This window comes from Euryarchaeota archaeon (genome assembly GCA_016207515.1).
Classification (GTDB): domain Archaea; phylum Thermoplasmatota; class SW-10-69-26; order JACQPN01; family JACQPN01; genus JACQPN01.
In genome coordinates, this window is the sequence record JACQPN010000025.1 from 66,250 (window position 1) to 89,696 (window position 23,447).

Annotated in this window: 18 protein-coding genes and 1 tRNA gene; 9 read left to right on the top strand and 10 right to left on the bottom strand. The window is 62.1% G+C overall.

The genetic code is table 11. The features are described from left to right. The first annotated feature begins 176 nt into the window (after window positions 1-176). The 6 genes from HY556_11080 (at window position 177) to rimI (ending at window position 8,396) form a co-directional block, all read left to right on the top strand. On the top strand, window positions 177-3,506 hold the full coding sequence (locus HY556_11080) for a DNRLRE domain-containing protein (protein ID MBI4394317.1): 3,330 nt from the start codon (window positions 177-179) through the stop codon (window positions 3,504-3,506). Window positions 3,507-3,601: 95 nt separating this feature from the next. Continuing rightward, complete coding sequence (locus HY556_11085) at window positions 3,602-4,657, top strand: hypothetical protein (GenBank protein MBI4394318.1); 1,056 nt, start codon at window positions 3,602-3,604, stop codon at window positions 4,655-4,657. Between the two features lie 181 nt (window positions 4,658-4,838). Continuing rightward, window positions 4,839-5,378: an NYN domain-containing protein gene (locus tag HY556_11090; GenBank protein MBI4394319.1), complete on the top strand. Its 540-nt coding sequence runs from the start codon at window positions 4,839-4,841 to the stop codon at window positions 5,376-5,378. Window positions 5,379-5,384: 6 nt separating this feature from the next. Then, the gene (locus HY556_11095) at window positions 5,385-6,122 is read left to right on the top strand and encodes an alanyl-tRNA editing protein (GenBank protein ID MBI4394320.1); all 738 of its coding nucleotides are present in this window, start codon (window positions 5,385-5,387) and stop codon (window positions 6,120-6,122) included. 139 nt (window positions 6,123-6,261) lie between these two features. Next, window positions 6,262-7,569: a phosphoserine phosphatase SerB gene (serB, locus tag HY556_11100; protein ID MBI4394321.1), complete on the top strand. Its 1,308-nt coding sequence runs from the start codon at window positions 6,262-6,264 to the stop codon at window positions 7,567-7,569. A gap of 398 nt (window positions 7,570-7,967) precedes the next feature. Then, a complete protein-coding gene (rimI, locus tag HY556_11105) occupies window positions 7,968-8,396 on the top strand; it encodes a ribosomal protein S18-alanine N-acetyltransferase (GenBank protein ID MBI4394322.1) in 429 nt (142 codons plus the stop codon). Window positions 8,397-8,516: 120 nt separating this feature from the next. On the opposite strand, the gene HY556_11110 is transcribed toward rimI, so the two are convergent. From HY556_11110 to HY556_11135, 6 genes are all read right to left on the bottom strand, one after another. After that, on the bottom strand, window positions 8,517-8,798 hold the full coding sequence (locus HY556_11110; GenBank protein MBI4394323.1) for a UPF0058 family protein: 282 nt from the start codon (window positions 8,796-8,798) through the stop codon (window positions 8,517-8,519). 273 nt (window positions 8,799-9,071) lie between these two features. After that, window positions 9,072-10,517 carry a DNA primase gene (locus tag HY556_11115; GenBank protein MBI4394324.1) on the bottom strand — a complete coding sequence of 482 codons (1,446 nt, stop codon included), beginning with the start codon at window positions 10,515-10,517 and terminating at the stop codon, window positions 9,072-9,074. Between the two features lie 233 nt (window positions 10,518-10,750). Next, window positions 10,751-11,149, bottom strand: a complete 399-nt coding sequence (locus HY556_11120) for a DNA primase (protein MBI4394325.1) — start codon at window positions 11,147-11,149, stop codon at window positions 10,751-10,753. Window positions 11,150-11,222: 73 nt separating this feature from the next. Beyond that, complete coding sequence (locus HY556_11125; protein MBI4394326.1) at window positions 11,223-11,528, bottom strand: DUF167 domain-containing protein; 306 nt, start codon at window positions 11,526-11,528, stop codon at window positions 11,223-11,225. A gap of 25 nt (window positions 11,529-11,553) precedes the next feature. Beyond that, on the bottom strand, window positions 11,554-13,023 hold the full coding sequence (locus tag HY556_11130) for a mechanosensitive ion channel (protein ID MBI4394327.1): 1,470 nt from the start codon (window positions 13,021-13,023) through the stop codon (window positions 11,554-11,556). A 186-nt stretch (window positions 13,024-13,209) separates the two neighbouring features. Next, window positions 13,210-14,046 (bottom strand): class I SAM-dependent methyltransferase, encoded by an 837-nt coding sequence (locus HY556_11135; GenBank protein MBI4394328.1) that lies wholly within the window; start codon window positions 14,044-14,046, stop codon window positions 13,210-13,212. Window positions 14,047-14,251: 205 nt separating this feature from the next. Between HY556_11135 and HY556_11140 the strand changes: the two genes are divergently transcribed. The 3 genes from HY556_11140 (at window position 14,252) to HY556_11150 (ending at window position 17,596) form a co-directional block, all read left to right on the top strand. Next, window positions 14,252-15,991, top strand: coding sequence for a CocE/NonD family hydrolase (locus HY556_11140; protein MBI4394329.1), 1,740 nt, complete (start codon window positions 14,252-14,254; stop codon window positions 15,989-15,991). A 51-nt stretch (window positions 15,992-16,042) separates the two neighbouring features. Then, complete coding sequence (locus HY556_11145; GenBank protein ID MBI4394330.1) at window positions 16,043-16,549, top strand: hypothetical protein; 507 nt, start codon at window positions 16,043-16,045, stop codon at window positions 16,547-16,549. A 300-nt stretch (window positions 16,550-16,849) separates the two neighbouring features. Beyond that, on the top strand, window positions 16,850-17,596 hold the full coding sequence (locus HY556_11150) for an FHA domain-containing protein (protein ID MBI4394331.1): 747 nt from the start codon (window positions 16,850-16,852) through the stop codon (window positions 17,594-17,596). Window positions 17,597-17,806: 210 nt separating this feature from the next. Here the strand turns inward: HY556_11150 and HY556_11155 are convergent, their stop codons facing one another. From HY556_11155 to carA, 4 genes are all read right to left on the bottom strand, one after another. Beyond that, window positions 17,807-18,220 carry a hypothetical protein gene (locus HY556_11155; protein ID MBI4394332.1) on the bottom strand — a complete coding sequence of 138 codons (414 nt, stop codon included), beginning with the start codon at window positions 18,218-18,220 and terminating at the stop codon, window positions 17,807-17,809. 373 nt (window positions 18,221-18,593) lie between these two features. After that, a tRNA-Gln gene (locus tag HY556_11160) sits at window positions 18,594-18,666 on the bottom strand. A 175-nt stretch (window positions 18,667-18,841) separates the two neighbouring features. Beyond that, a complete protein-coding gene (gene carB / locus HY556_11165; protein ID MBI4394333.1) occupies window positions 18,842-22,078 on the bottom strand; it encodes a carbamoyl-phosphate synthase large subunit in 3,237 nt (1,078 codons plus the stop codon). A gap of 42 nt (window positions 22,079-22,120) precedes the next feature. After that, window positions 22,121-23,305, bottom strand: coding sequence for a glutamine-hydrolyzing carbamoyl-phosphate synthase small subunit (carA, locus tag HY556_11170; GenBank protein ID MBI4394334.1), 1,185 nt, complete (start codon window positions 23,303-23,305; stop codon window positions 22,121-22,123). Window positions 23,306-23,447: the final 142 nt, after the last annotated feature.

Here is a 23,447-nt window from a genome sequence, read left to right on the forward strand (position 1 = left end):
TCGTGAGCCAGGTTCGCGAATCCACCGATTCAAACGAAGAGCGCCGAAACGACCCCGCGGAAAGCCAGACTTTGGGCAAAGTTCAATATGGTCGCCCCTTTAGGACGGCGTGAGGACGAGAAGTGGAAAGGCCCCCGATTATTCTTGTTATAGCCGCAGCGGCGGTCGCGGCGACCGTGTTTGTAAGCGGCGGGGCCGTCGGGAGCCATACGCCGGCAAGCGGGGATCCCGGCGGCATCCTCGGTTTGCCTGCCGTCCCGTACTGCCCGGAGGTCTCGATTACGGGATCCTTTCCCGGTTGGTGCGTCCTCGTCGAGGACGAGAACCTCCCCTCAGGCAACAATTATGGAAACGACACGGAAGTGAATTCAAAAAGCCCGGATCGTGTCCATGGGAACCTCACTCTCCTCAACCTTTCCCGCGGGCCAAGCGACTTGAATACCGGGGTCTTCGTGACTTTCAACCTTTCCAAATTGCCGACCAACGCCACCCTCGTGACGGCGGCCCAGCAACCGACGGGCTCGAACATAGCCATCAACCCGCAGGCCTTCAGTGCATTCCTTCGACTCTACGTCTCGACTTACCTCGGAGATACAAGCAACCAAGTCATGGACGTCTACGAGGCAAACGCGACGTGGGACGATTGGAAAGCGACCTGGAACAACCAACCGCGGGCGGGTGCCCTCCTTCAAAGCCGCGGAACGAATTGCTCGACGGGAGCCCCGCCAAACACCAGCCCGACGACTCCTGCTCTTGCGAGTTGCCCGACAACCCAAGAATTCGACGTAACGACCACGATCCAGACATGGCGCGATCATCCGCAAAGCTACAATGGGTGGGTCCTCGTGGACAACGCGCGGGGCAGCATCCCGACGATCGAGAACACCATCACATTCTTCTCCAACAACGACACCGATCGCCAGCACCACCCCAAGCTCTTCGTCTCCATCGATAAGAACATCCCCGCGTTCTCGGACTTGCGCTTCAACGGGCGCATCCAGACCTACGCGAACCGCAACCAATCGTTCAACCTCACGTTCACCGCGTTCGACCCGAAAGGCGACTTGCGCGATGTCCGCATCATCGTCCGAAACGATACGGGGCAGCTGTTCCTCAACGAAAGCGTCTTCTACAACCACACGGGGCCGACGTTCTTCAGGAACGGCCCGTTCAACTTCTCCGACGGCCGCTACCACGTGAACGTGACGGCCGTCGATTCAGACCGCAACTGGAACGTCACGGCGTTCAGGTCAGATTGGAACTTCACCATAGAATCCGTCAAGCCGAACGTGACGCAGGTGGAGGTGTCGAAGCGAAGCGCCGCCCAGGACGAGGCGATCAACTTCACGATAAACCTCACGGACAACGGCGGCATCGCGTACGGGGACCTCTTGCTCACGAGGTTCCCGGGCAACGACACGCAGACCGTGAGGCTCCTGAAGAACTCCACGGACGAGTTCGGGAACGGCACGTACTACGCGAACCTCACGGATTGGGCCGCGGGGTTCTACTCCGGAAGGTTCCGGGGGGTCGACATCGCGGGGAACGTCAACGAGAGCGAGGTGTTCAATTTCACGATCACGGACAACATCGACCCCATGATCGGAAGCGTCATGACAGACGCCCCCACGCGGGACGGGACGCTCTTCCAAGAAGCGGGCGCGAACCTCACTTTCGAAGTGAACGTGACCGACGCCTCACTCACCGGCGTCACACTAGTCATCAACCGGACGGGAGGAAACGTCACCAGGATCGCAATGGGACCTGCGAGGGGGAACTGGACGGCGGCCGTCTCGCTCGTCGCGACGGGCCGATATTCCTTCAGCGTCAATGCGACGGACGCATTCGGACACGCGAGCGAAAGCGCCCCGACGCTCCTTGACATCATCCCGAGGGAACCCCCAAGGTTCTCCGCGCTCACGCCCAAGGACGCGACGTACGCGACGGCGCATCCGAGGATGACGGCCACGGTGACGGACGCGAACCTCGACCCCGACGACATCCGCATGTTCGTCTCGGAGAACCTCCAGGAGGAACGACAGGTCCCCGCCGTCATCGTCGTACAGCCCGGGGGCCTCGCGACGATCGTCTTCGAACAGGCATCGTACTTCCACCAGGACCTCATCACGGTGCGAGTCGCCGCGTCGGACAGATTGGGCACCAGCGCCGAGGCCGTTTGGAACTTCACGGTGGACGCGCAGGCGCCGAGGACCGAGGCGGCGATTGCGGAGTTCTACCGGGTGAGCGGCGACGTCTTGGCGATAAGCCCGAAGGAGGCGATAGCGTTGAACGCGGAGGACTCAGGCTCCGGCGTCGCCTTCACCACCGTCGCGATAAGCCGCGGCGACGGCACCCCGTTCGCCTCGCTCACCTACGACGGACCGTTCAGCTTCGACGAGGAATTCGGCGGCGTCGAGCCCGACCGGTTCGAACTCCGCTACCTCAGCTCCGACCTGGCCGGAAACGTCGAAGACACGTCGACCTTGCGGCTGCTCGTCGACGGGTCGCGACCGCTCATACTTCACGCGCCGAAAAACGGAAGCATCCGGGCGAAGGTGACGGACGCAGGCGTCGGCATCAGGGAAGCGGCCGTCTTCTACAGGACCGAGGAGGGCAGTTACGTGAAGGAGAACCTATTCCCCATTGCCGGTTCGAGCGATGAGTACGGCGCGGACCTCCAACCGTACCCTCGCGGCACGACGGTCTTCTACTACATCGTGGCCACCGACTTCATCGGGAACAAGATGAGTTCGGCGAGTGCCGCGACGCCGCATTCGTTCACCGAACCTAACCACGCGCCGAAAGTGGCGATAGTCGTCCCGCTCGCGGACTCGGTCCTTCTTGGCACGGAAAGGATATCGTGGGAGACGACGGATCCCGATAGCCAACCCATAGTCGTCGACGTCTCCATCCGGCCGACGACGGTCGTCGGTTTCACGCTGCTCGCCGAGAGGCAGGAAGGGACGGGAGACAAGAACTTCGACACGCGCCTTTTCCCCGATGGGACGTATGAACTGCGTGTCCAGGCGTCGGACACGCTCGTCTCGTCCATAGCGTCGATAAACATCAGGATAAACAACACGGGCCTCGTGACGAGCCGCATCAACGTCTCGACGCAAGCGCCGGCCATCGGCGGGAACGTGAAGATCACCGCGACCATATTCACGCCGACGCGTAGCGTCAAGGCGATAGTGTACCGGGACTCGGTGCTCTCAGCTGCCATAGAGATGCGTGACGACCGCACCGGCGGCGACGCCGTGCCCGAGGACGGCGTCTTCACCGCGACCTACAGGGTGCCCACGAAGGGGAATTACCGGGTCGACATCGAGACGACGCTTCAGGACGGTTCCACCGAGATCATCGAATCGGCCCAGACGTTCACGGTCGAGACGTCGCTGCAGCAAGACATCGGCAGCAACGCGACTCTCATCATGGCCGCCGCCGTGGCGGTCGGGCTCATAGTCGCGGGGGCGTTCGTGTTCCTCCGCTTCACCGGTCGGGTCTGACGACAGACGACGGGAGGCCCGTTTTGGTGACCGCGCGCGTCACGTGGCGGAGATAATTTAATGACAGGCCGCCCGATTAGTCGGCGGCGAAGCTTGTGACCCCTGGAAACATAGTACACGTAGTCGGCGTCGGCACCATCGGCGAACCCCTCACGGGCCTTCTACTCCAGTACAGGAAGGAACTCGGGATCGACGAGGTCTCGTTCTACAAGCACAGCCCCCGGCTCGAGGATCGGCCGATGATCGTGGCCTTGCAGAGAAAAGGCGGAAAACTCGCAGTCGCCCCGGAAAAGAAGGCGGACTTCGAGAAGCTGGGCCTTCACGTCGCATTCACCGCCGAGGAGGCGATGAAAAGAGCGAGCGTCATCGTGGACGCTACCCCTGAGGATTCGGGCCTTGAGAACAAGGAAAAGCACTACACGAAGCTCAAGGACGTGAAAGGGTTCCTCGCGCAAGGAAGCGAGGACGGCTTCGGGAAACAGTACGCCTACGGAGTGAACGACAAGGCGATCACGAATGCCGACCGCTTCATCCACGTGGTCTCTTGCAACACCCACAACATCAGCGTGATACTCAAGACACTGGCCTTCGAGGGCGAACTTTCTAACCTCAAGGCCGGGCGCTTCATCTGCATCAGGAGGTCATCGGACATCGGTGAATCGAAGCTCTCCGCGTCGCCCACGCTCGACAAGCACAAGGAGGCCGAGGGAACGCACCACGCGCACGACGTCGCCAACGTGTTCAAAACACTCGGCAAGGACCTGAACCTCTGGTCGAGTGCGTTGAAGACCAACACGCAGTACATGCACACGCTCTGGTTCAACCTGGAGCTATCCGAGCCCATCACCAAGGAGGAAGCGATCCGACGCATCCAAGCGAACCCACTCATCGCGGTCACGAACAAGCAAAGCGCCAACGAGGTGTTCGCGTGGGGGCGCGACCAAGGTCCGTACGGGCGGATCCTCAGCCAAGCGGTCCTGTCGTTACCGACTTTGGCCGTGCGGGGGAACGAGGTCTTCGGGTTCTGCTTCACGCCCCAGGACGGGAACGTGCTTCTTTCGAACATCGCGGCGGTGACGAGACTACTTCACCCGGAGGAATGGGAGAAGAGGATGAGGGCGTTTGACGCGTTGATCGTGAAAGAGATCTGAAGGCTTCAGCCCGCCCAGGCTCTCACCCCGCGTGCTTCCCGTCCTTCCCAACGGGGGAAAAGTTTATGGGCGCCGGGCGTCAATACTCACGCATTATACCCGCTGCCGTTCCTCCGGGGACGGCAGTTCATTAGTCTCCGGGCGCGGCCGTGGCGGAGGCGCGGGATATCTGGCGATTCCCATGCACCGAGCCGCGATCTTCATCGATGGAGGCTATCTCGACAACGTAAAGAGGACTACGTTCGGGCCGAACCCTCCGCCATTGGATTTCCATTCCATGGGGGAGCACGCCGCGCGACCCGATGAGCGCCTGCGGACATACTATTACCATTGCCTCCCGCCACACGAAAGCCCCCCTTCAGAAAGCGATTCGCGCCGGTTCGGGGCGGCAGAGACGTTCTTCAACCGCCTTCGCCGACTTCCACGGTTCGAGGTCCGTCTGGGTAAGCTCGCACGACGAGACGGACGGTTCGAACAGAAGCGCGTCGACATCCTCTTCGCGGTCGATCTTGTCCGGATGAGTTGGGGTCGCCACATCGCGACGGCGGGTCTCTTCACCGGGGACAGCGACTTTGTTCCCGCGGTCCACGCCGCCAAAGACGCAGGAATACTGGTGAAATTGTTTTATTCCCGGGGCGCTATCCACGATGAACTCTATGAGGCGTGCGACGAGCGAATCGAAATGGACCGGGATTGGCTGCGCCAGTTTCTCCTCGGGTGAGCGGGCTTGACCGAAGTCCTCTACCTGAAGCCTTGGGACCCAACCTCCGGCAGCCCCAGCCCCAACTACATCCGCGAATTCGACGCGAAGGTGACGAAGGTGACACCCGACGGGTGGGTCCTCCTTGATCGGACTGCGTTCTACGCGGAGGGCGGCGGGCAACCGTCTGACCGCGGTTCGTTGAAGTGGGACGGTGGCGAGTGCGAGATCGTAGACGTCTCCAAGAAGGGTGTGCTGAAACACAAGGTCAAGGGGACGCCACCTCCAGAAGGGGCCGCCGTCCATGGCGTCATCGATTGGGAGCTACGTCATCGTCACATGCGCATGCACACGAGCCAGCACACGCTCTCCGGCGTCGCCTGGAACCTCTTCAAGGCAAAGACCGCCGGGAACCAGATCCATGCGACGCACAGCCGCGTGGACTTCGCCCCCGCGAAGTGGAGCGACCAGGACGTGAAGCGCATCGAGGACGAGTGCAACCGGATATTCGCGTCGGCACTTCCGGTGCGCATCAGTGAAAAACCACGCGCCGAGCTAGAAAGCGCCCTGGCAGGCCGCTCGATCATCGAGGCCGTGCCGGCCGCCGTGAAGATGCTACGCGTCGTCGAGGTCGGCGACTACGACAGTTGCCCCTGCGGCGGCACGCATGTTGCCAGGACCGACGAGATCGGCCGCATGAAGATAGTGGAGCGGGAGTACAAGGGCAAAGACACTGAGCGCGTCGTCTACGAACTTTCCCCGTGAACCGCCGTCGCCTCGGAAAAGGAAAACCAAGGGGCGCGACCGTGAAACGAGACTTAAGTATGGGCGCCCCTTTTCGAGCCTTCGTGACGGCAATAAGCCACGGGCCTCATCCGCGGCCCGGCGACTCGGAGGCGCCAGCGTGACCGGCCACCTCGTCGGCGTGCATCTACTCGGCAAAGACAGGATAGGGCTCATCGCCGACGTCTCCGGCACCATCAGCGAGCGCCACGGAAACATCGTCCGCGTGGAGGAGACCTCCATAGAGGGTGTCATGGTGATGTTCATGGTGGTCGACCTTCTCTACGCACGAAACGCCGCCGAGAGCCGACGGCTTGCGTCGAGGCTCAAGAGAGCGCTGGAAAAGAAAGGCGTCAAGGCCACTTTGTCGCCCATGCCGCAAGCGGAACTCACGCATGACGACGGTAGGAGGCCCGTCGTCGTGACGATCCTCGGCGCGGACAAGGTGGGAGTCATGCACGCGATCACCGGCACCATCGCAAAACGCGGCCTCAACATTGAGCGCATGCGCCACGTAGCGCAAGGCGATTTCATGGCCTTCGAGATAGTCGTCGAGGCGAAAACATCGGAACTCGATGGCCTACGCTCCGCCTTGCGCTCCACTTGCGAGGAGATCGGCGTCGACGCGGTCATCCAACCGGACTCCATCTACAGGACGCGTAGGCGCCTGGTCGTTTTCGACATGGATTCCACCATCGTCGAAGGCGAGATGATCAACGAACTCGCCCGCTCTGCCGGCGCCGAATCGGCAGCGAAGGAGATCACCGACCGGGCGATGGAAGGGAAGATGGACTTCAAGGCCGCGCTCAAGGCCCGGGTGCGGCTCTTACGCGGCATGCCCGTCGCGGAGGTGGAGCGCATCGCCGAGAAGGTGAAACTGCAACCCGGAAGCAGGGAACTGCTTCGCACACTCAAGGCGATGGGGTTCCGGACCGCCCTCGTCTCCGGCGGCTTTTCCATGTTCACGGACAGGATAAGGGACGACTTGGGTTTCGACCACGCCTACTCGAACCGGCTTGTCGTCCGTAACGGCCGCCTCACCGGGGAAGTCGCCGGCGACATCATCGACTCGGTGAAGAAATGGGAGATCGTGGACGCTTTGGCGGCGCGGGAAGGGTTGAGCCATGACGAGATCGTGGCGGTGGGTGACGGCGCGAACGACAGGATAATGGTGAAAAACGCCGGCCTGGGGATAGCTTTCAACGCCAAGGATGTCCTGAAGCGGGTCGCGCACGGGAGCATCAGCCGAGAGAACCTCGCGGGATTGCTCTTCGCCCTCGGCGCCACAGACGCCGACATAGAACGGTTCAAGGCGGCGGGGAAGAAGCATGCGCCGCGGGCGAAACGGCCGGGCCACCCGGTCGGGAAAAAAGCCACCAAGCCCGACCGGTCGAAGCGAAACGCTCGACGTGAGGGAAGAACGCCGTGAGGTCGACCACCTCGCTTCCAAGCGGCGACAATGCGAATGCGGCGCCCACCCTCTTGGCGAGGATCGCGGCGTGGACCTGGAGTTCTTCAGGCATCCGCACCGAGTAAAGGAGCGCCGCCCCCAAGTACAGGTCCCCGTCCGGCGACGTGACGTCATCCACGTGGGCGAAGGTCCCCGGAGGATTACCCTCGACGAGACCCTGCCTCAAATCCGTCACGTGGACCTCGCAGCCGGGAAGCAAGCGACGCCACTCGAGGGCCCATTCGAAGCGGTTTCCGACCCCCACCTCGACGATCCTTCTCGCACCCTTGAACCGATCGACGAGCCCGGCCGGGAGGACTGCCGCGTCCTGCATCTGTCCTTTTATAGAACGCTTCCTTTTGACCCTTGTGTACAGGTTGAGGAACTTCCACCCGGAGGACCTTTTCCCTGTGCTGCGCCTGGCCAACCGCACCCTTGACGAGAACTACGACGGTGGCCTCTTCCTGCACTTGGCCGACCTGTACCCGGACGGGTTCATCATCGCGGAGGTCAATGGGAAGGTCGTGGGGTTCATCGTCGGCGTCGTGGAGAGGGCCTACGAGGCTAGGATACTCATCCTGGCGGTGGAGGACGACTACCGGAAGCAAGGCATCGGCTCGAAGCTTTGCAACCTCTTCATGGACAGGTTCCGGCAGGGGGGGATCCGCAAGGTGAAACTGGAGGTCCGCGTATCGAACCAGGGGGCCATCGGTCTCTACGAGAAGCTTGGCTTCGAAACGAAGAAGGTGCTGGCGAAGTATTATGCTGACGGGGAAGACGCCTACTTGATGTCAAGACCGATCTGAGCCTGCTCCATGGGCCTCATGGGGCTTGAGAAGGCGGCGAAGACAAGAAATCAGAAAAAAAGTGGAGGCGGCCTACCCGCTGGGCGGCCGCTTCTGACACCAACCACGATGCTTAGCGTCCTATTGCGCCTTCAACTTCTCCAACCGACCGGCCATGGAGGCCATCCGGTGGGAGACCTTTGCAGGGTTGCTAAGATCGCTGGTTGATACGTGTTCAGCGAGCTCTTTGCCCAGCGTGAATATCGCCCGCTTGTGGTCCGACTTGGACCTGTGAACGTGCAACGGGCTGACGTTCATCGCTTTGTAGTCCGCGAACTTGCTTATCTCTGCTCCGTTCAACTCAAAGTAGTTCTTCAGTTGACAGAGTAGTGTGTGCATCTGTATAAGTTCGTCCTTGTGCATGCCCATCCCTCAAGGCAATGACAGATATCGCGCGCGCCGAAGATAAAACTTTCCATGAAGATTTTTCAAGCACGCGATCGGTCGGAAATCGGATTTCAAGGGTCAAATGAAGATCAGTGACCCAAATTATCCGCCGCGATAAATCCAGAAAACATCACAATAATATTAATAAAATGTTAAAAATTGTCATTTTTCGCACCGGTGTCTGACGACGTCGAGAATGGAACGGACAGACGGCGGGCAAAAGTGCGCCCGCCATCTGGAGAACGTCGCTTACTCGAGGTCCGCCTTGGTGACCACTTCCACAGAGGCGGGACGCTTCGTAATATTCCCGGTCTTCACGCCGACAAGTGTCGAGATGTTCTTCTCCGCCGCGATGTCGAGAAGCCGCTGCGTGACCACGCCGTCGAAGACGACCGCCTTGATGCTCGCCGTCTGGCGTTTCAGGCTGTCGGCGAGGTCGCGCACCGCAATCGGCTCGCCCACTTGCACTCCCGCGTCGTCGTAGACCACGGCTTGGAGTTTTCCGGAGAGCGTGTTGAGGACGGAAAGGTAGTTCGTCTCCCGGGCACCCGTCGGCTTCTCCGGTTCCTCCGCGGTCCACGCAGAATCGTCGGCGTCCTCGCCAGGCTCCGGCGCCCCGGTGGATTCCGCCATCGCTTCCACGCCTCGCGATTCCTCGAAGGCAGGCTCCGGCTCGCTCCATGCGGGCCGCTCCTGGCGCTCGGGCCGTCCCATCCTCTCGGGGCGATCCCGGCCGCGGTCGTCCCGCTCGTCGCGCCGTTCGCCACGGCCCGGCGGGGGACCTCGGCCCTGGAACTTCTGGGACTTTTCGGTCGTCCGGGGGGCGACTCCCTCGATCTTGAACATCTCGACGTACTGGTCCGCGGGGATCTTGTTCCGCAGACACTTCATGATCTGCTTCTGGGTCAACTCCTCGACCTCGCGGCCGCGGGGTGCCCGAGCGACGAAGTCGACCTCGGCCGTCTGGAGCAGTTCCTTGAGAATCAGGTCTCCGCCACGGTCGCCGTCGACGAATGCTGTTGCAACGCGTTCACGGGAAAGCTCGACCACAGATTTCGGGACGTTCGTGCCCTCGACTGCGACCGCGTTCTTGATGCCGTTCTTCAACAGGTTGAGGACGTCGTTACGTCCCTCCACAATCAGTATGGCGTCCGACTTCAGGATGTTGGGACCGGCTGGGGATTTCTCGGGCCCGTAGCTTATGAGCTCCTCGGTGCGCACCGCGGCACGCACGTCCTCCATGAGGTCCGACGTGTCGTCCTTCGCTCCGTCCACGATGCTGTGGAGGAGTTGCTTCGCCCGGTCAGCCACCTGGCGGCGCTTTGTGACGCGCACGTCGTCGATCGAAAGGACCTTTATCTCCGCCCGGCAGGGACCTACGCGGTCGATCGATTCGAGGGCCGCCGCCATGATGGCCGTCTCGACCTTGTCAAGGCTCGATGGAAGCGTGATGACGCCAGTGGACTTGCCGCGCTTGCTGTCCACATCCACCTCGATACGACCGATCCGACCCGACTTCTGGAGGTCGCGTAGGTCCAGCTCGTTTCCTAGAAGGCCCTCCGTCTGGCCGAAGATGGCGCCTACGACGTCGGGCTTCTCGATCACCCCATCAGCTTGGATCTGCGCCTTGATCAGGTATTTCGTCGTACTGGGGTCTATGTTCGTTTTGTCTCCTTCTTGAGCAACGTTGTACATTGTGAGTAGCTCCTCTGCTGGAAAAAACAGTGCCGGATCGCGCTTCCTAACCAACTTCCGGAAGTCTTCCGGGGATTAGACTGCCTCTTCGCCCCTAAGGGGCAAAGCCGCGAGAATCAATCCAAGTCCCAAACCATGGGGCGAGTTGTGAATGTGAATGCTTGAAGCAAGCACTGTTATTTCCAAAGCAGGAATACTAAGGCTCGCCTTATAAAGATATCGTGAGTTCCGTCCTACGGCGCGGCGGTCTCCCGCAGCCGGGCGATGAAAGTGAACGCGCTCTCGATATCCTTGATCTCACCCTGTGCCAACCGGACGAATCGGCGGCGGAAACCCAAGTCGGCCTTCACCTGGTTCGCCTCAAGCCCTTCGGAAAGGAGCCGCGCCAGACGCCCGCCCGTGCGGTCCCAGTCGACAAGGACGATCGCCCGCGCGTGTGATCGGGCGAGTCCCTCGCAGAGGGTGAAGATCTGACTACCGGCATTTATCCGGATGATTGGCCCCGCAAGTCCGAGTCGACGAAGCGCCGCCTCGTCCTTTGCGCCCTCGACCACGACCGGGACCTCGCGGTTCTCCTCTATCAACGCCTCAAGCCACTTTTCGATCCGCTCCAACCGCTCTTCCTCTTTCACCGGCGTCCCCCGGGCAGAACGGCCGCGCGGGCCGGGATCTCGTGCGTCGTCGAGGGTTCGGGATCTCCCCCGTTCAAAGGCCTTCCCTCACCATGCGTTTGGCCGAGGCAAGCCCGACGCCGGTGACCCGGAGCGTCTTCTCGCGCGACTTGGCCCCCGAGATCAGTTCGACGGTCCCGCCCGCTGGCGCGAAGAACGCGTTCACCAAGGCCAAGAGCTCCTCGTTCGCCGCCCCGTCTTGGGCCCGGGAGACCACGCGCGCCTTCACGCGACCCCGCCACGCATCGAAACCGGCGGGAAAAAGAGCCGTCGAGGAACCGGGCTGGACTTCCACGAGGAGATCGAATCCCACCGCGGCCTTTCGGAAGGCCGCCTCCATCGACTCGGGGCCGTTGGCCGCCTACTCACCCTTCCTTCATCAACCGCACGACGCGCTGCGGGAACGGGATCTCTATCTTCTCTTTCATGAGCGCCTTGTAGATTCCCTCCGTCACGTCGGAGCGCACGGCGTAACGGTCGCGGAAACTATCGACGAGGAAACCCGCGATGAAGTTCACCGAGCTGTCGCCGAGTTCGCTCAACTGGACAAAAGCCGGATACACCGGGTCCTTCACCACCTTCTCATGCGAGGTGATGACGCCGAGGACGACCTTACGGACCTTTTCGGGATCGGTCCCGTAGGCGACGCCGAATTTCACGAAGACGCGGTACTTCTGGTCCGGGTAACCGAGGTTCACGACCCGCTTCGACGCAAGCTGGTTGTTCGGTACCACGATGAGCTCGTGGTTCTTCCCGTGATAAAGACGGGTGCTTCTAAGGCCTATCCGTTCGACCCTCACGTACTCGCCGCTTTCGAGCATTATCTCTTCGCCTTCCGCGAACGGCTGGTCAAGAAGGAGGAAGACGCCCGAGAAGAAGTTCGATATGGTGTCCTGGGCGGCGAAGGCGATGACGGTCGTGAGGATGAAGGAGCCCGCAAGAAACACAGTGAGGTCGAAGCCGAGGGTCCCAAGGTAGTAGAGGATCGCCCCGATCCCGATGCCGACGGCGCTTATCTTGTCGAGAAGCGGAACGAGGACGTCGTCGAGCTTCGTGGTCGTCTTCTTCGCGACGTGCTCTCCGTAGAAGAAGAGGAAACTATGGACGAAGAGGTAGACGACGTAGGCGATGACACCTATGAGGAGGGCGCGCGAGATCTGGCTGATCGTAGATATGACCGGGGTCTGGGGGAGCGAGTGGAGGGATTGGACGGCCCCGAAGAAGACGATGAGGGCGAGCACCGGCCCGCGTAGCCTCACGATGATGTTGTTGACGACCCACTTCGGAGCCCGCCCGGCAAGCAGCCTGATGATAGGGTCCTGGAAAAGCACTACCCATATCCCCACCGCCGCCCAGAAGAAGATGTCCAGGAGGAAAACACCGTACTCGTTGTTCAAGGGCGCAGGAAGCGGATTCTCGAAAAGAGCGAGAACGAGCGGCTGGAAACGGACCTCGGCCGCGAACTTGCCCTTGACGATGTGCGAGACGCCGAGGGATTGGTTGTAGACGAGGGCCGTTATCTCGGAATGCACCGGCGGCTGCCTCTGCGTCGGCGCCGTGACGCGCACCGTGATGTTCGTCGTCGAGCCGCTGGCGGCCGTGAAGGCTTGCGGGAAAGCCGTCGCGTTCCATCCGTCGCCGAGTTCGGGCGGAGACACGACGACCTGGTACGCATCGAAATCCTCATTCACGAACGTCCATACGAAATCTGCCGAGCCGCCGGGCGGCAGGGCGGCTAGCTTCGCGCTGAACTGCGGCACGAGCGCCACCCCGGCGCTTACCGCAGGAGAAAGCATGATGAAAAGCAAGAGCGCGACGACGCTGTTCCGGCGCATCGGAAGGCACAAACGCGCCTGAAGATTAAAACCTTTCAAGAAAGCACGCGTGGCGTGAGCCGTCTTTCCACGCGCCGCCCTTGCCCATCCTGACGAGGCTTCACGCGGGCCCTCCCACCACAGCCTTGCGACCCGTCGAGGGGGGCTTGCAATCGCGCCTTCCGGCTCCCAGCCCGCACATTACGACTATGTCCAGGGTCTTGTCGCGACCGTGAGCACCGCTTCCGCCGGGACGAATATCCGCGCGGAGCGCACGTAACGGCGCAGGTGCGCGCTCATCTCCTCGCGTACGATCTTCATCGCAACTTTGTCGAAATCCGCCCACCGGCGGGCGAAAGGCGTGGCGTAGCGCATCACGCGTTCGTACTCGTCCGGGTTGTTGAATGCCAATTCGCTCGTGAACCGTTCCTCGCGTATGTCCGTGAAGCCGGGCGAGCGAAGAAGTGTAGCAAGCGACCCCGGGGCGCCGAACCCGTACTGGTTCGGAGAAGCCCGCGTCGACGGGACGTGCTTCATCAAAGGCCGCAAGAGGCAGTCGATCGCTGGGACGCGCTCCGCGAGGCTCCAGACCACAAGGCCCACGCGTCCCCCGGGCTTCACGACCCGGTGCATCTCGCTCACGGCAAGCGCCGGGTCATGGAAACTTTGGAGCCCGAAGCGGGAGACGACGACGTCGAAGGTGGAATCGGGGAATTCGAGCGTCTCCGCATCCATCGTGCGGAAGTCCACGTTACGCACTCCTTGGCCCTTCGCCGCGGCGCGCGCGATGTCGAGCTCCCGCGCCGCGATGTCGATCCCGACGACGCGACCTGCGGGTCCGACGATGCGGGCGGCCGTTATCGCGGGTTCCCCGAAGCCGCACGCGACGTCGAGCACCGCCTCGCCCTTGCGGACCTTCAGCATGTCTAGGAGGTGGTCCCCGTAGGGTTTGAGAAGCTGCAGGAGCTGGGGGCTGAAGCCACCACCGTGCGGATCCGATCCATCGTTCGTACTCGGCCTTGGTTCAATAGGTCGTAGACCCACCCCATCGACCTCCGTGCGAAACGGAATGGTACTGCCGCGTTTAAGCCTTGTCGAGATGATGAGCACCGATCAGAAAGAAAAAGGTCGGAACGTCTAGCCAAGAAAACACGACGGGGCCGACAGCCATCGTCCCACCGGACCGCCTCGACCCGCCCCTTTTTCGCCCATTGACTCGGAAAGGTTGATTAGTCGGCACGGCGACTTCATGTGGATTCCCGACATGGGTCGTGCCACGAGAGGCAGGGAGGCGGTCGTCATCGCGATCACTCTCCTCGCCGCCTTTCTTGCTGGTTGCATCTCACCCGCCTCCGAGCTATCGGCGCAGGCGGATGTCGGTGCCGCAGTTCCGATTGGACATGCGGGCCTTACCAAACCCGTCCTACTACCTGGAAAGTTCCTGAGCTTCAAGGTGGTTTCGTTCGACGGCACAAGACTCCATGTGGACGTCCAATTGCCGGACGCCCCTGGCCCGTTCCCGACGCTCGTCGATTACACGCCTTACAGCATCCTAGGGGAGCAGCGCTGGGCCCTCGGGAAGGAGAACGCCGTCGTCCAAGCGGCGGGGAACTTCTCGTTGGGACTTGCGAACTACTACGTGCCCCGCGGTTACGCCGTGGCGGTGGCGCACGTGCGCGGCACCGGCGAAAGCGAAGGGTGTCTTACGGTCGGCGGTCCCGAGGAAGGAAAGGACGGCTACGAGATCGTCGAGGCCATCGCCAAGCAAACGTGGTCGAGTGGGAAAGTCGCGCTCATGGGCACGAGTTGGGTCGGCACGACCCCCATCGAGACCGCCGTCTTCGAGCCGCCGCATCTTACGACCATCCTGCCGATAAGCAGCGTCTCGTCCTGGTACACGTATTACTTCGAGAACGGCGTCCAGCGCATCAACGGGGACCCGCCTCCCGGCTCGTCATCGACCGACCCGGCGTTTGATGTGGCGCTCTCATGGACTCCAGGTGTTCGGACGAGCGTCGCGGAGCCCGCCGAGGAGATCGCGTGCACCTCCGAGTTCACGCGCAAGTACTACGTGGAGGACGATTACGACGACTATTGGAAAGCGCGAAACCACGCCCTACTGTCCGGAAAGATCACCGTCCCCGTGCTCTACGCCCAAGGGTTCAAGGACGAGAACGTCGCGACCGACATGATCCCGCAGTTCTTCCCGCTCGTCACGTCTGAGAAGCGAGCATTCTACGGACAGCACGCCCATGGGGTCCCCGGCTCCCGCCAGTACTTCACCAACTACACGCACCGTTGGCTCGACCACTTCATGCTGGGGCTCGAGAACGGCGTCCTCGAAACACCCATCGTCCAAGTCGAGGACAACCTCGGCAAATGGAGGGGCGAGGCGGATTGGCCGCCAAAGGACGTGAACGTCTCGCGCCTATGGTTCGCAGGCGAAAACAGGTTGCAGCCCACGGCGCCGACGGCCAGAAGCGTCTCGTTCACGGATGACGGGCAGGGGTCCGAGGACGCGAACCTGGAAGGCGTGAACCACGTGACCTTCGCCAGCGGCCCGCTCGACGTCCCTATGCATGTCGCCGGCGCCCCGAGGACCCACTTGGAGGCGGCGACCGATCTAGCGGACACGAACTTCGCGGTTCTCGTCTACGATGGGGCCCCCGACGGCACGAAGGCGTTCCTCACGCGAGGATACATCGACGCGAGGCACCGCAACGGCCTGGAAAAGGGCGAGGACCTCGTCTCCGGCGCCAGGTACGAAGTGGAGTGGGACTTGCACCCGAGGGACCATGTGGTCGCCGCCGGGCATCGGATCGTGGTCGTCGTCAAGTCAAGCGACGCGTATGTTTTCAGCGACGAAGAAAAAGCGACGAACACGCTCTTTTTCGGGGCGGACGGCTCCTGGATCGATGTCCCGCTCGTCAACGACACGCCACGCACGTATCTTGATGCCGCGACCGTCCCCTCTGACGCCGTCGATTGAGCCCGTGCCGTGACGGTCAGCCTAATCCGGTAGGACGCGGTTTTCACCCCCGTGCGCGCGCTTCCTCTCCTCGCTTTCGCTATCCTCGTCGTCTCGGGATGCACGTCGCCGCCCCCGCCGGACCCCGCGCCGGACCCGACGCCTTCGAACAACAGGACGACGGACAACACCGACTTTGAGACGACACCGCCAGAAGTGCTGCCCGGCGGCGAGAACGCCGATATCCGCATCCGCCTCGTTGACCACCGCGTCGGCGCCGAGTCGTTGCAAGTCGTCTTCGACGTCATGAACAAGCGAAGCGATGCCACGTACATCTTCGGCTATGCGTTCCTCAACACGACGAAGGGCGCCACTTACATAGACCTCCCCGGCTCCATCCCCGCGGGCCAAGAACGCCGCTTCACCGCGCAAGAGAACGATTCGAACGACGTGGCGCACTCGCCGTGGCAACGGCTCGACTTCTACTATCAGGTGGACGACGAGACCCCATACGGGAGCGACGAGGCGTTTGCGATAGACTTGCAAGGGCGAGGGCTCCCTTCCAAAGTGGCCGCCTGAAGCCGCCTTCCGGCACGAGCCCGACTGGCCCGCGGTAGCCGTCTGGGACCGCGCGGCGCTCCGCCCCTCGCGATGTCACTCGGCCAAGACCGGAGCGAGGGTCGCAATGTGGTTGCCAACGGACGTAACCGGTCCTCCTCCTTTCCGCGCCCGTGAGAGAAGCGATAAGGCGGGAGGCTGTTCGTCGGGGTCCATGGAACTCCGCAATAGCCCTCTCAACATAATTTCAAGGATCTGCTGGCTCTGCAACCAAGCCGTATCGAGCTGGCGCCCGACCTGCCCCAACTGCAGGACCTAGACGTGCGCCGAGAAACGCCCTCGTGGGCGACCGAAGCCGAGATCGACTTCGGCGAGCTCGCCCGTGCCCTGAAGCTCCTGGCCCACCCCAACCGGCTCGCTCTCCTTTACCTCCTGCGCTGGCCGAAGATGCTCGACGAGATACACCTCACCCCCAGCGCCTCGAATGCCGGGGCCTCGCCGGATAGACGCATCTCGCGACAAGCGGTCCGTGGGCATCTGGAACAATTGAAGGAAGCGGGCCTCATCCGGGTCCGAAGCACGGGGCGCGGCGGAAGGCGCGAACGCCAAGAGTACGTGCTCGATCCTGCGCGGCTCTTCGCGGTCGTGGACGAGATGCGCAAGCTCAGCACGTTCGAACCCACGGTCCCCTTGGATCCGTTCGCCACGGAAGACCTCAAGCACCAGTGGGGACCCGAGTGGGTGAATGGATTGAAACTCGTGCTCATCAGGGGCGTGCAGGTGGGCAGGGTCTTTGCGCTCCGGGACATGGAGGTGAGGCCATCCAGAGGTTGGGTGATAGGCCGTTCACGGGAGGCGCATGTCCCGCTTGAGTACGACCATTACGTCTCGCCCGAGAACACGGAGATAATCAAGACCGGAAACGAGTACCGCGTCCTCGATCTTCGGCACGCCAAGAACGGGACCACCCTCAACTGGAAAAGGCTGCCTCTCGGCGGCGAGGCCCGGCTTGAGAACGGCGATGTCATCGGCGTGGGGCGATCGCTGCTCCTCTTCAGAGCGACGTAAAGCGGGGGGCGCTCGGACACCTGGTCACCGGAGAAACCCCACTGTGTCTCGTCCCGAGCGCGTTTGACGCCGTGGCCGCCCTGCCATGGCCTTTGTAAGAATCGTCTGGGAAACGCGATCTGCCATGATAAGATGAAACTGAAGCCGAAAAGAAAAGAGAACGGAAGCGGAGCCGTATGTCACGCTTCCGGGGCAAGCACGAGTCGCCCTTTACTGCGCTAGGATCTTGCGCGCAGAAGGGACATCGTCCACATGGAACGCGATCTCGATGTCGCCCGGCGTCTGGGAAGCGAGTTGGTAGCAGGCCTCCACGTTGACGCCGCTCGCGGAGAGGCTCTCGCAGAGCCGTCCGAGCACACCCGGTACGCCGCGGGTCCTCACGGTCACGAGCTCGTTCACGCGGTAGGCGCGGTTCGCGTTCTTGAGCCAGTTCTCGGTCTTCGTTACGTCGCCGGTCGTCGTGACGAAGCGGAAGGTCCCGAACTCGCCCTGCGGCTGGATCGAGAAACCGATGATGTTGATGTTCGCGCTTCCCAACGCCTTCGCCACCGGGGCGAGGGTCCCTGGCTTGTTCTCAAACGAAATGACGAATTCGCTGCTCATTGTGCCGACTTCATGGTTCATGCTTTTCACTCCGGCCTCATGACGCGACAACGCGCTCTTGCGGAAGCCTAGGCCGAGGCTTGCGGCTGCAAGCCGCCCCTTGCGCGGCGTGGAATCGACGGCCCGAAGGCGTCCGCGTTGTGAGAAAGCCGCGCCAAGGCAGCGCGGTGATTCGTCCAGTATCGCCGCGGAAGCCCCGCGCAGACTCGGGCCCCGCCCTATGCCTCTTGTTGCAATGCGCGCCCGGAAACTGCCGCCAACACCAAACCGCGATCGCACCCGAATAGCCCCGTCTGGATTCGAACCAGAGCCAAGGCACCCTTTTTGCTCGCCCCGGCTCGCAAAAAGCGCGCCCGGAAACCGCCGCCAACACCAAACCGCGACCGCGCCCGAATAGCCCCGTCTGGATTCGAACCAGAGTCAAGAGATCCAGAGTCTCCTATGATTGGCCGCTACACCACGGGGCTGATTTCCACCCAATTATTCTTCTGCCCCGGGGCGCGGGTGACGACCGACAGGGAGTCACCCAGCGCCACGGGGCTTCCAAAACGAGACCTCGTGGGGTTGTTTGCACCCCGCCGGCAACGTGCCAGCGAACCGGAGCCGTACAATCAGGCCATCCGCTGATTCCGCGCCGCCTCTTTAACCTTTCTTCGTTGGAGGCAACGGCCCCGCCTCGAGCCACCCTTTGAGCGACCTCAAAGTGAAGTCGCCTTCCTTTGCGGCCCGGATGGCCGAGACGGCGGCGGTCGCCGCGCTCATCGTCGTGATGAACGGGATCTGGAGCTCGACGGCGAGGCGGCGCATCATGTAGCCGTCGCGTCGGGCACCTCGCGAAAGGGTCGGCGTGTTGATGATGAGGCTGACCTTCCCCGAACGCATGAGATCAAGGACGTCCGGGCTTTTTCGCTCGCTGATGCGCCACACCGTCTCGCATGGGATGCCGAAGTCGCGCAAGTACGTGGCCGTCCCCTTCGTGGCGGCCACCTGGAAGCCCATCTCCGCGAGTTCCTTCGTGAGGGGGAGTACCTTGTTCTTGTCCTCGTCGCGGACCGTCACATAGACGCGGCCGGCCAATGGGAGCTTGTTGTACGCCGATTCCATCGCCTTGTAATATGCGCGTTGGAAGTCCGCATCGATGCCCATGACCTCGCCCGTGGATTTCATCTCAGGGCCGAGGATGCTGTCCACCCCGACGAGCTTCTGGAACGGGAAGACACTCGCTTTCACCGCGACGAGGCTACCGGAGACGGGGCGAAGGTCGAGGTCTTTGAGCTTCGCCCCGAGCATGAGCCGGGTCGCGATGCGGGCGAGCGGGATGCCGGCGGCCTTGCTCACGAACGGAACGGTCCTGCTTGCGCGCGGGTTCGCCTCGAGGATGTAGACCTTGCCGTCTTTCACGGCGTATTGTATGTTCATGAGGCCGACGACGCCAAGTTCGGTTGCGATCCGCTCCGTGTAGAGCTTGATCGTGGACATGATCTCGCGGCTCAATGTCTGCGGCGGGAGCACCATCGTCGCGTCGCCCGAATGGACGCCGGCCTCCTCCACGTGCTCCAGTGTCCCGCCGATGAACGTGTTCGTCCCGTCGCACAACGCATCCACATCCACCTCGATCGCATTGTCGAGGTACTTGTCTACGAGGATGGGGTGCGCCTTGCTGACCTTGACCGCCTCCCTCATGTAGTCCTGCAAGTCGCTCTCATCGTAGACTATCTCCATCGCCCGCCCGCCGAGGACGTAAGAGGGGCGGACAAGGACAGGGTAGCCGATGCGCGTCGCGAGGTCCTTCACTTCCTCGAAGTTCCGGCCGACGCCGCCTCTTGGTTGCGGGATCTTGAGCTTCTCCATGGCGACGTTGAACTTCTCGCGATCCTCCGCGGCGTCGATGGATTCGGGTGGTGTGCCGAGGACTTGGCAGGCCAACTTGTGGCGTTTGATCGCCGCCGCGAGCGGCATCGCCAGGTTCACCGAGGTCTGGCCCCCGAACTGGAGTATGACGCCTTCCGGCCTCTCGCGCATGATGACGTGGAGGACGTCTTCGAGGGTGAGGGGCTCGAAGTAGAGGCGTGTCGACGTGTCGAAATCCGTCGACACCGTCTCGGGGTTGTTGTTCATCATGATGGCCTCGAGGCCCATTGAGCGCACCTCTTTGGCCGCGTGGACGCAGGCGTAATCGAACTCTATCCCCTGGCCGATCCTTATCGGCCCGCTTCCGATGATGAGGATGCGCCGGCCGCCGGTCTTTGGCAACTCGTCGCCGGATTCGTACGTCGAATAGTAGTAGGGCGTGTTTGCGGCGAATTCGGCCGCGCAAGTGTCCACCATCTTGAAAGTCGGCACCGTTCCGGAGGAGAACCGCATGTCACGCACGTCGTCTTCCGACTTTCCCGTGAGTTCGGATATCCGCTCGTCCGAGACGCCGAGGAGCTTCGCCGCGCGTAGGCTGCCCGCATCGAGACGTTTGCCGACCGCTTCCTCCGCTTCGACGATGTTCGTCAACTTGTCCACGAAGAAAGGATCATAGGAGGAGAGGTCGCAAATGCGGTCGACACTCCACCCGCGCCGCAAGCCTTCCGCGGCGCAGTAGAGCCGGATGTCGCCTGGGACCCGAAGCTCGCGTTCCAGTTCCGCGTCGGTGAAGGGGGGGCATTCGAGGCCTGTTCGCGACGTTTCGAGGCTCCGGATGGCCTTCGAAAGGCTCTCCTCGATGGTGCGGCCGATGGCCATCACTTCACCGGTGGATTTCATCTGTGTCCCAAGCCTGCGGTCGATGGTGCGGAACTTGTCGAACGGCCACCGTGGGATCTTGGTTATGACGTAATCGAGGGCCGGTTCGAAGCTCGCCGGCGTGTCTCCTGTGACTGGGTTCTTGATCTCGTCGAGGCGCATCCCGACGGCGATCTTCGCGGCGACACGGGCGATCGGGTAACCGGTGGCCTTGCTAGCAAGTGCCGAGGATCGGGAGACACGCGGGTTCACCTCTATGACACGGTAATCACCGGTCTTTGGATCGACGGCGAACTGCACGTTGCAGCCGCCCTCGATCTTCAACGCCCGGATTATCTTGATGGCGGCCGAGCGGAGCTTCTGGTGATCGACATCGGAAAGCGTCTGTGCAGGAGCGACCACGATGGATTCGCCGGTGTGTATCCCCATCGCGTCGATGTTCTCCATGTTGCAGATGATGACGCAGTTGTCGGCCCCGTCGCGCACGACCTCGTACTCGAACTCCTGCCAACCGAGCACCGATTCCTCGATGAGGACCTGGCCGATGCGTGAATACACGAGTCCGCGGCCCGCAATCTCCGCGAGTTCGTCTTCGCCGTAGGCGATGCCGCCGCCTGTGCCGCCGAGCGTGAACGCAGGGCGGACGAGCACCGGGTATTTGCCAAGGAGTTTCGCGGCCGCCACCGCCTCCTTCACGGTCTTCACCGCATGGGCCAAGGGGACGGGCTCTCCTATCTCCTCCATCGTCCTCTTGAATAGGTCGCGGTCTTCCGACTTTGCTATCGCGTCGGGCTGGGTGCCAAGGAGTTCGACGCCGTACTCCTTCAGGACACCCTGTTCGAAGAGTTCGGAGCAGAGGTTCAATGCCGTCTGGCCGCCCATGCCGCTCATGATGCCTTGCGGCCGCTCCTTCTCGATGATGCGCGAGATGGATTCGACCGTCAGAGGCTCGATGTAGACGACGTCCCCGGTCTCAAGATCGGTCTGGATAGTCGCCGGGTTACTGTTGACTATCACCGTCGCGTAGCCCTCCTCCCGGAGCGACAGTGACGCTTGACTTCCCGAGAAATCGAACTCGGCGGCCTGGCCGATGACGATGGGGCCGGAGCCAATGATCATGATCTTCTTGAGGTCGGTCCGTTTCGGCAAGTTATTGCGGCCTCCAAGGATACTTGAAGAGGGCGAGCACCACTAAGGCGCGCCCCCCGTCTGTCGCGCGTCCGCCGGCCGCGCCGCGAGGCCGGATCCATCCATTCGGATGTTGGGGACGTTGGAGGCCGTCGCCCCCTTGTCGAGCCAGGCCTTGTAGCGGTCGAAAAGGAAGTTCGTGTCCTGCGGGCCGGGGCACGCCTCGGGATGGTATTGGCTGGAAAGTATGGGAAGGCGCTTATGCCGCAAGCCCTCCACCGTACCGTCGTTCGCGTTGACCTCCGTGATGACTATGTCATCGGTCACGGAGCCTGCATCGACGGCGAACCCGTGGTTCTGGCTCGTGATGTAGACGCGACCCGTCTCAAGGTTCTTCACGGGCTGGTTCGCGCCCCGGTGCCCAAACTTCAACTTGAACGTCTTGAGGCCGAACGAGAGCGCAAGAATCTGGTGGCCAAGGCAGATGCCTTGCGTCGGGTACTTCTCGGCGAGGGCGCGAAGCGTCGGGACGGTGTGCTTCAGGATCTCGGGGTGCGCGGGATCCCCTGGGCCGTTCGAGAGGAAGATCCCGTCGGGATGAAGATTGGAAACGTCCTCCGCACGCGCATTCCAGGGGACCTTGTAGACCGTCTTGAACCTCTGCCGGAGGTTTCGGACGATATTCTCCTTGACGCCGGTGTCAAGGAGAGCCACCCTTCCAGATTGCCCTGTTCCTTTGAGTTCCCGAATCTCCTTGACGCTTACGCCGGCGACAAGATTCTCCTTCTCCGGGTGAGGCCTCGATCGGACCTCGCGGACCAGGTCTTCGTCGGTGTTGTCCGTTCCTGGGTCGATCATCGCAAGGAGCGTGCCGCGCTCGCGGACTTTCACCGTCAAGGCGCGGGTGTCGACGCCGGCGATTCCCGGGACCCCGTATTCGCGAAGGAAATCGTCGATGGTCTTCGTGGAATCACGATGCGACGGTTTCCTGCACCATTCCCGCACGACAAAACCCCAGGCCTTGACACCGTCGCTCTCCCCGACGCCGGGGTGGATGCCGTAATTTCCGATGAGCGGGTAGGTCATCATGAGGATCTGGCCCGCATAAGAAGGGTCGGTGAGGGCCTCCTGATAACCGGTCATCCCGGTGTTGAAAACGAGTTCCCCGAACACCGAAGTGTTGGCGCCAAAAGAAGCCCCGCGAAATATTGTGCCGTCCTCCAGCACGAGTCGCGCGGGTGTATCCATCAGATAAGACCTGCGGATAATGAGCGTATGCTATAAAAGGGTTTCAGACGACCCTGGAAGGGTCGATCGTTCCGATGGGGGGAGCTTCGCTCCCCCTAACGTGGGCGCCCAAACGGTCCCTGACGCTCCGGCGGGGCTCCGT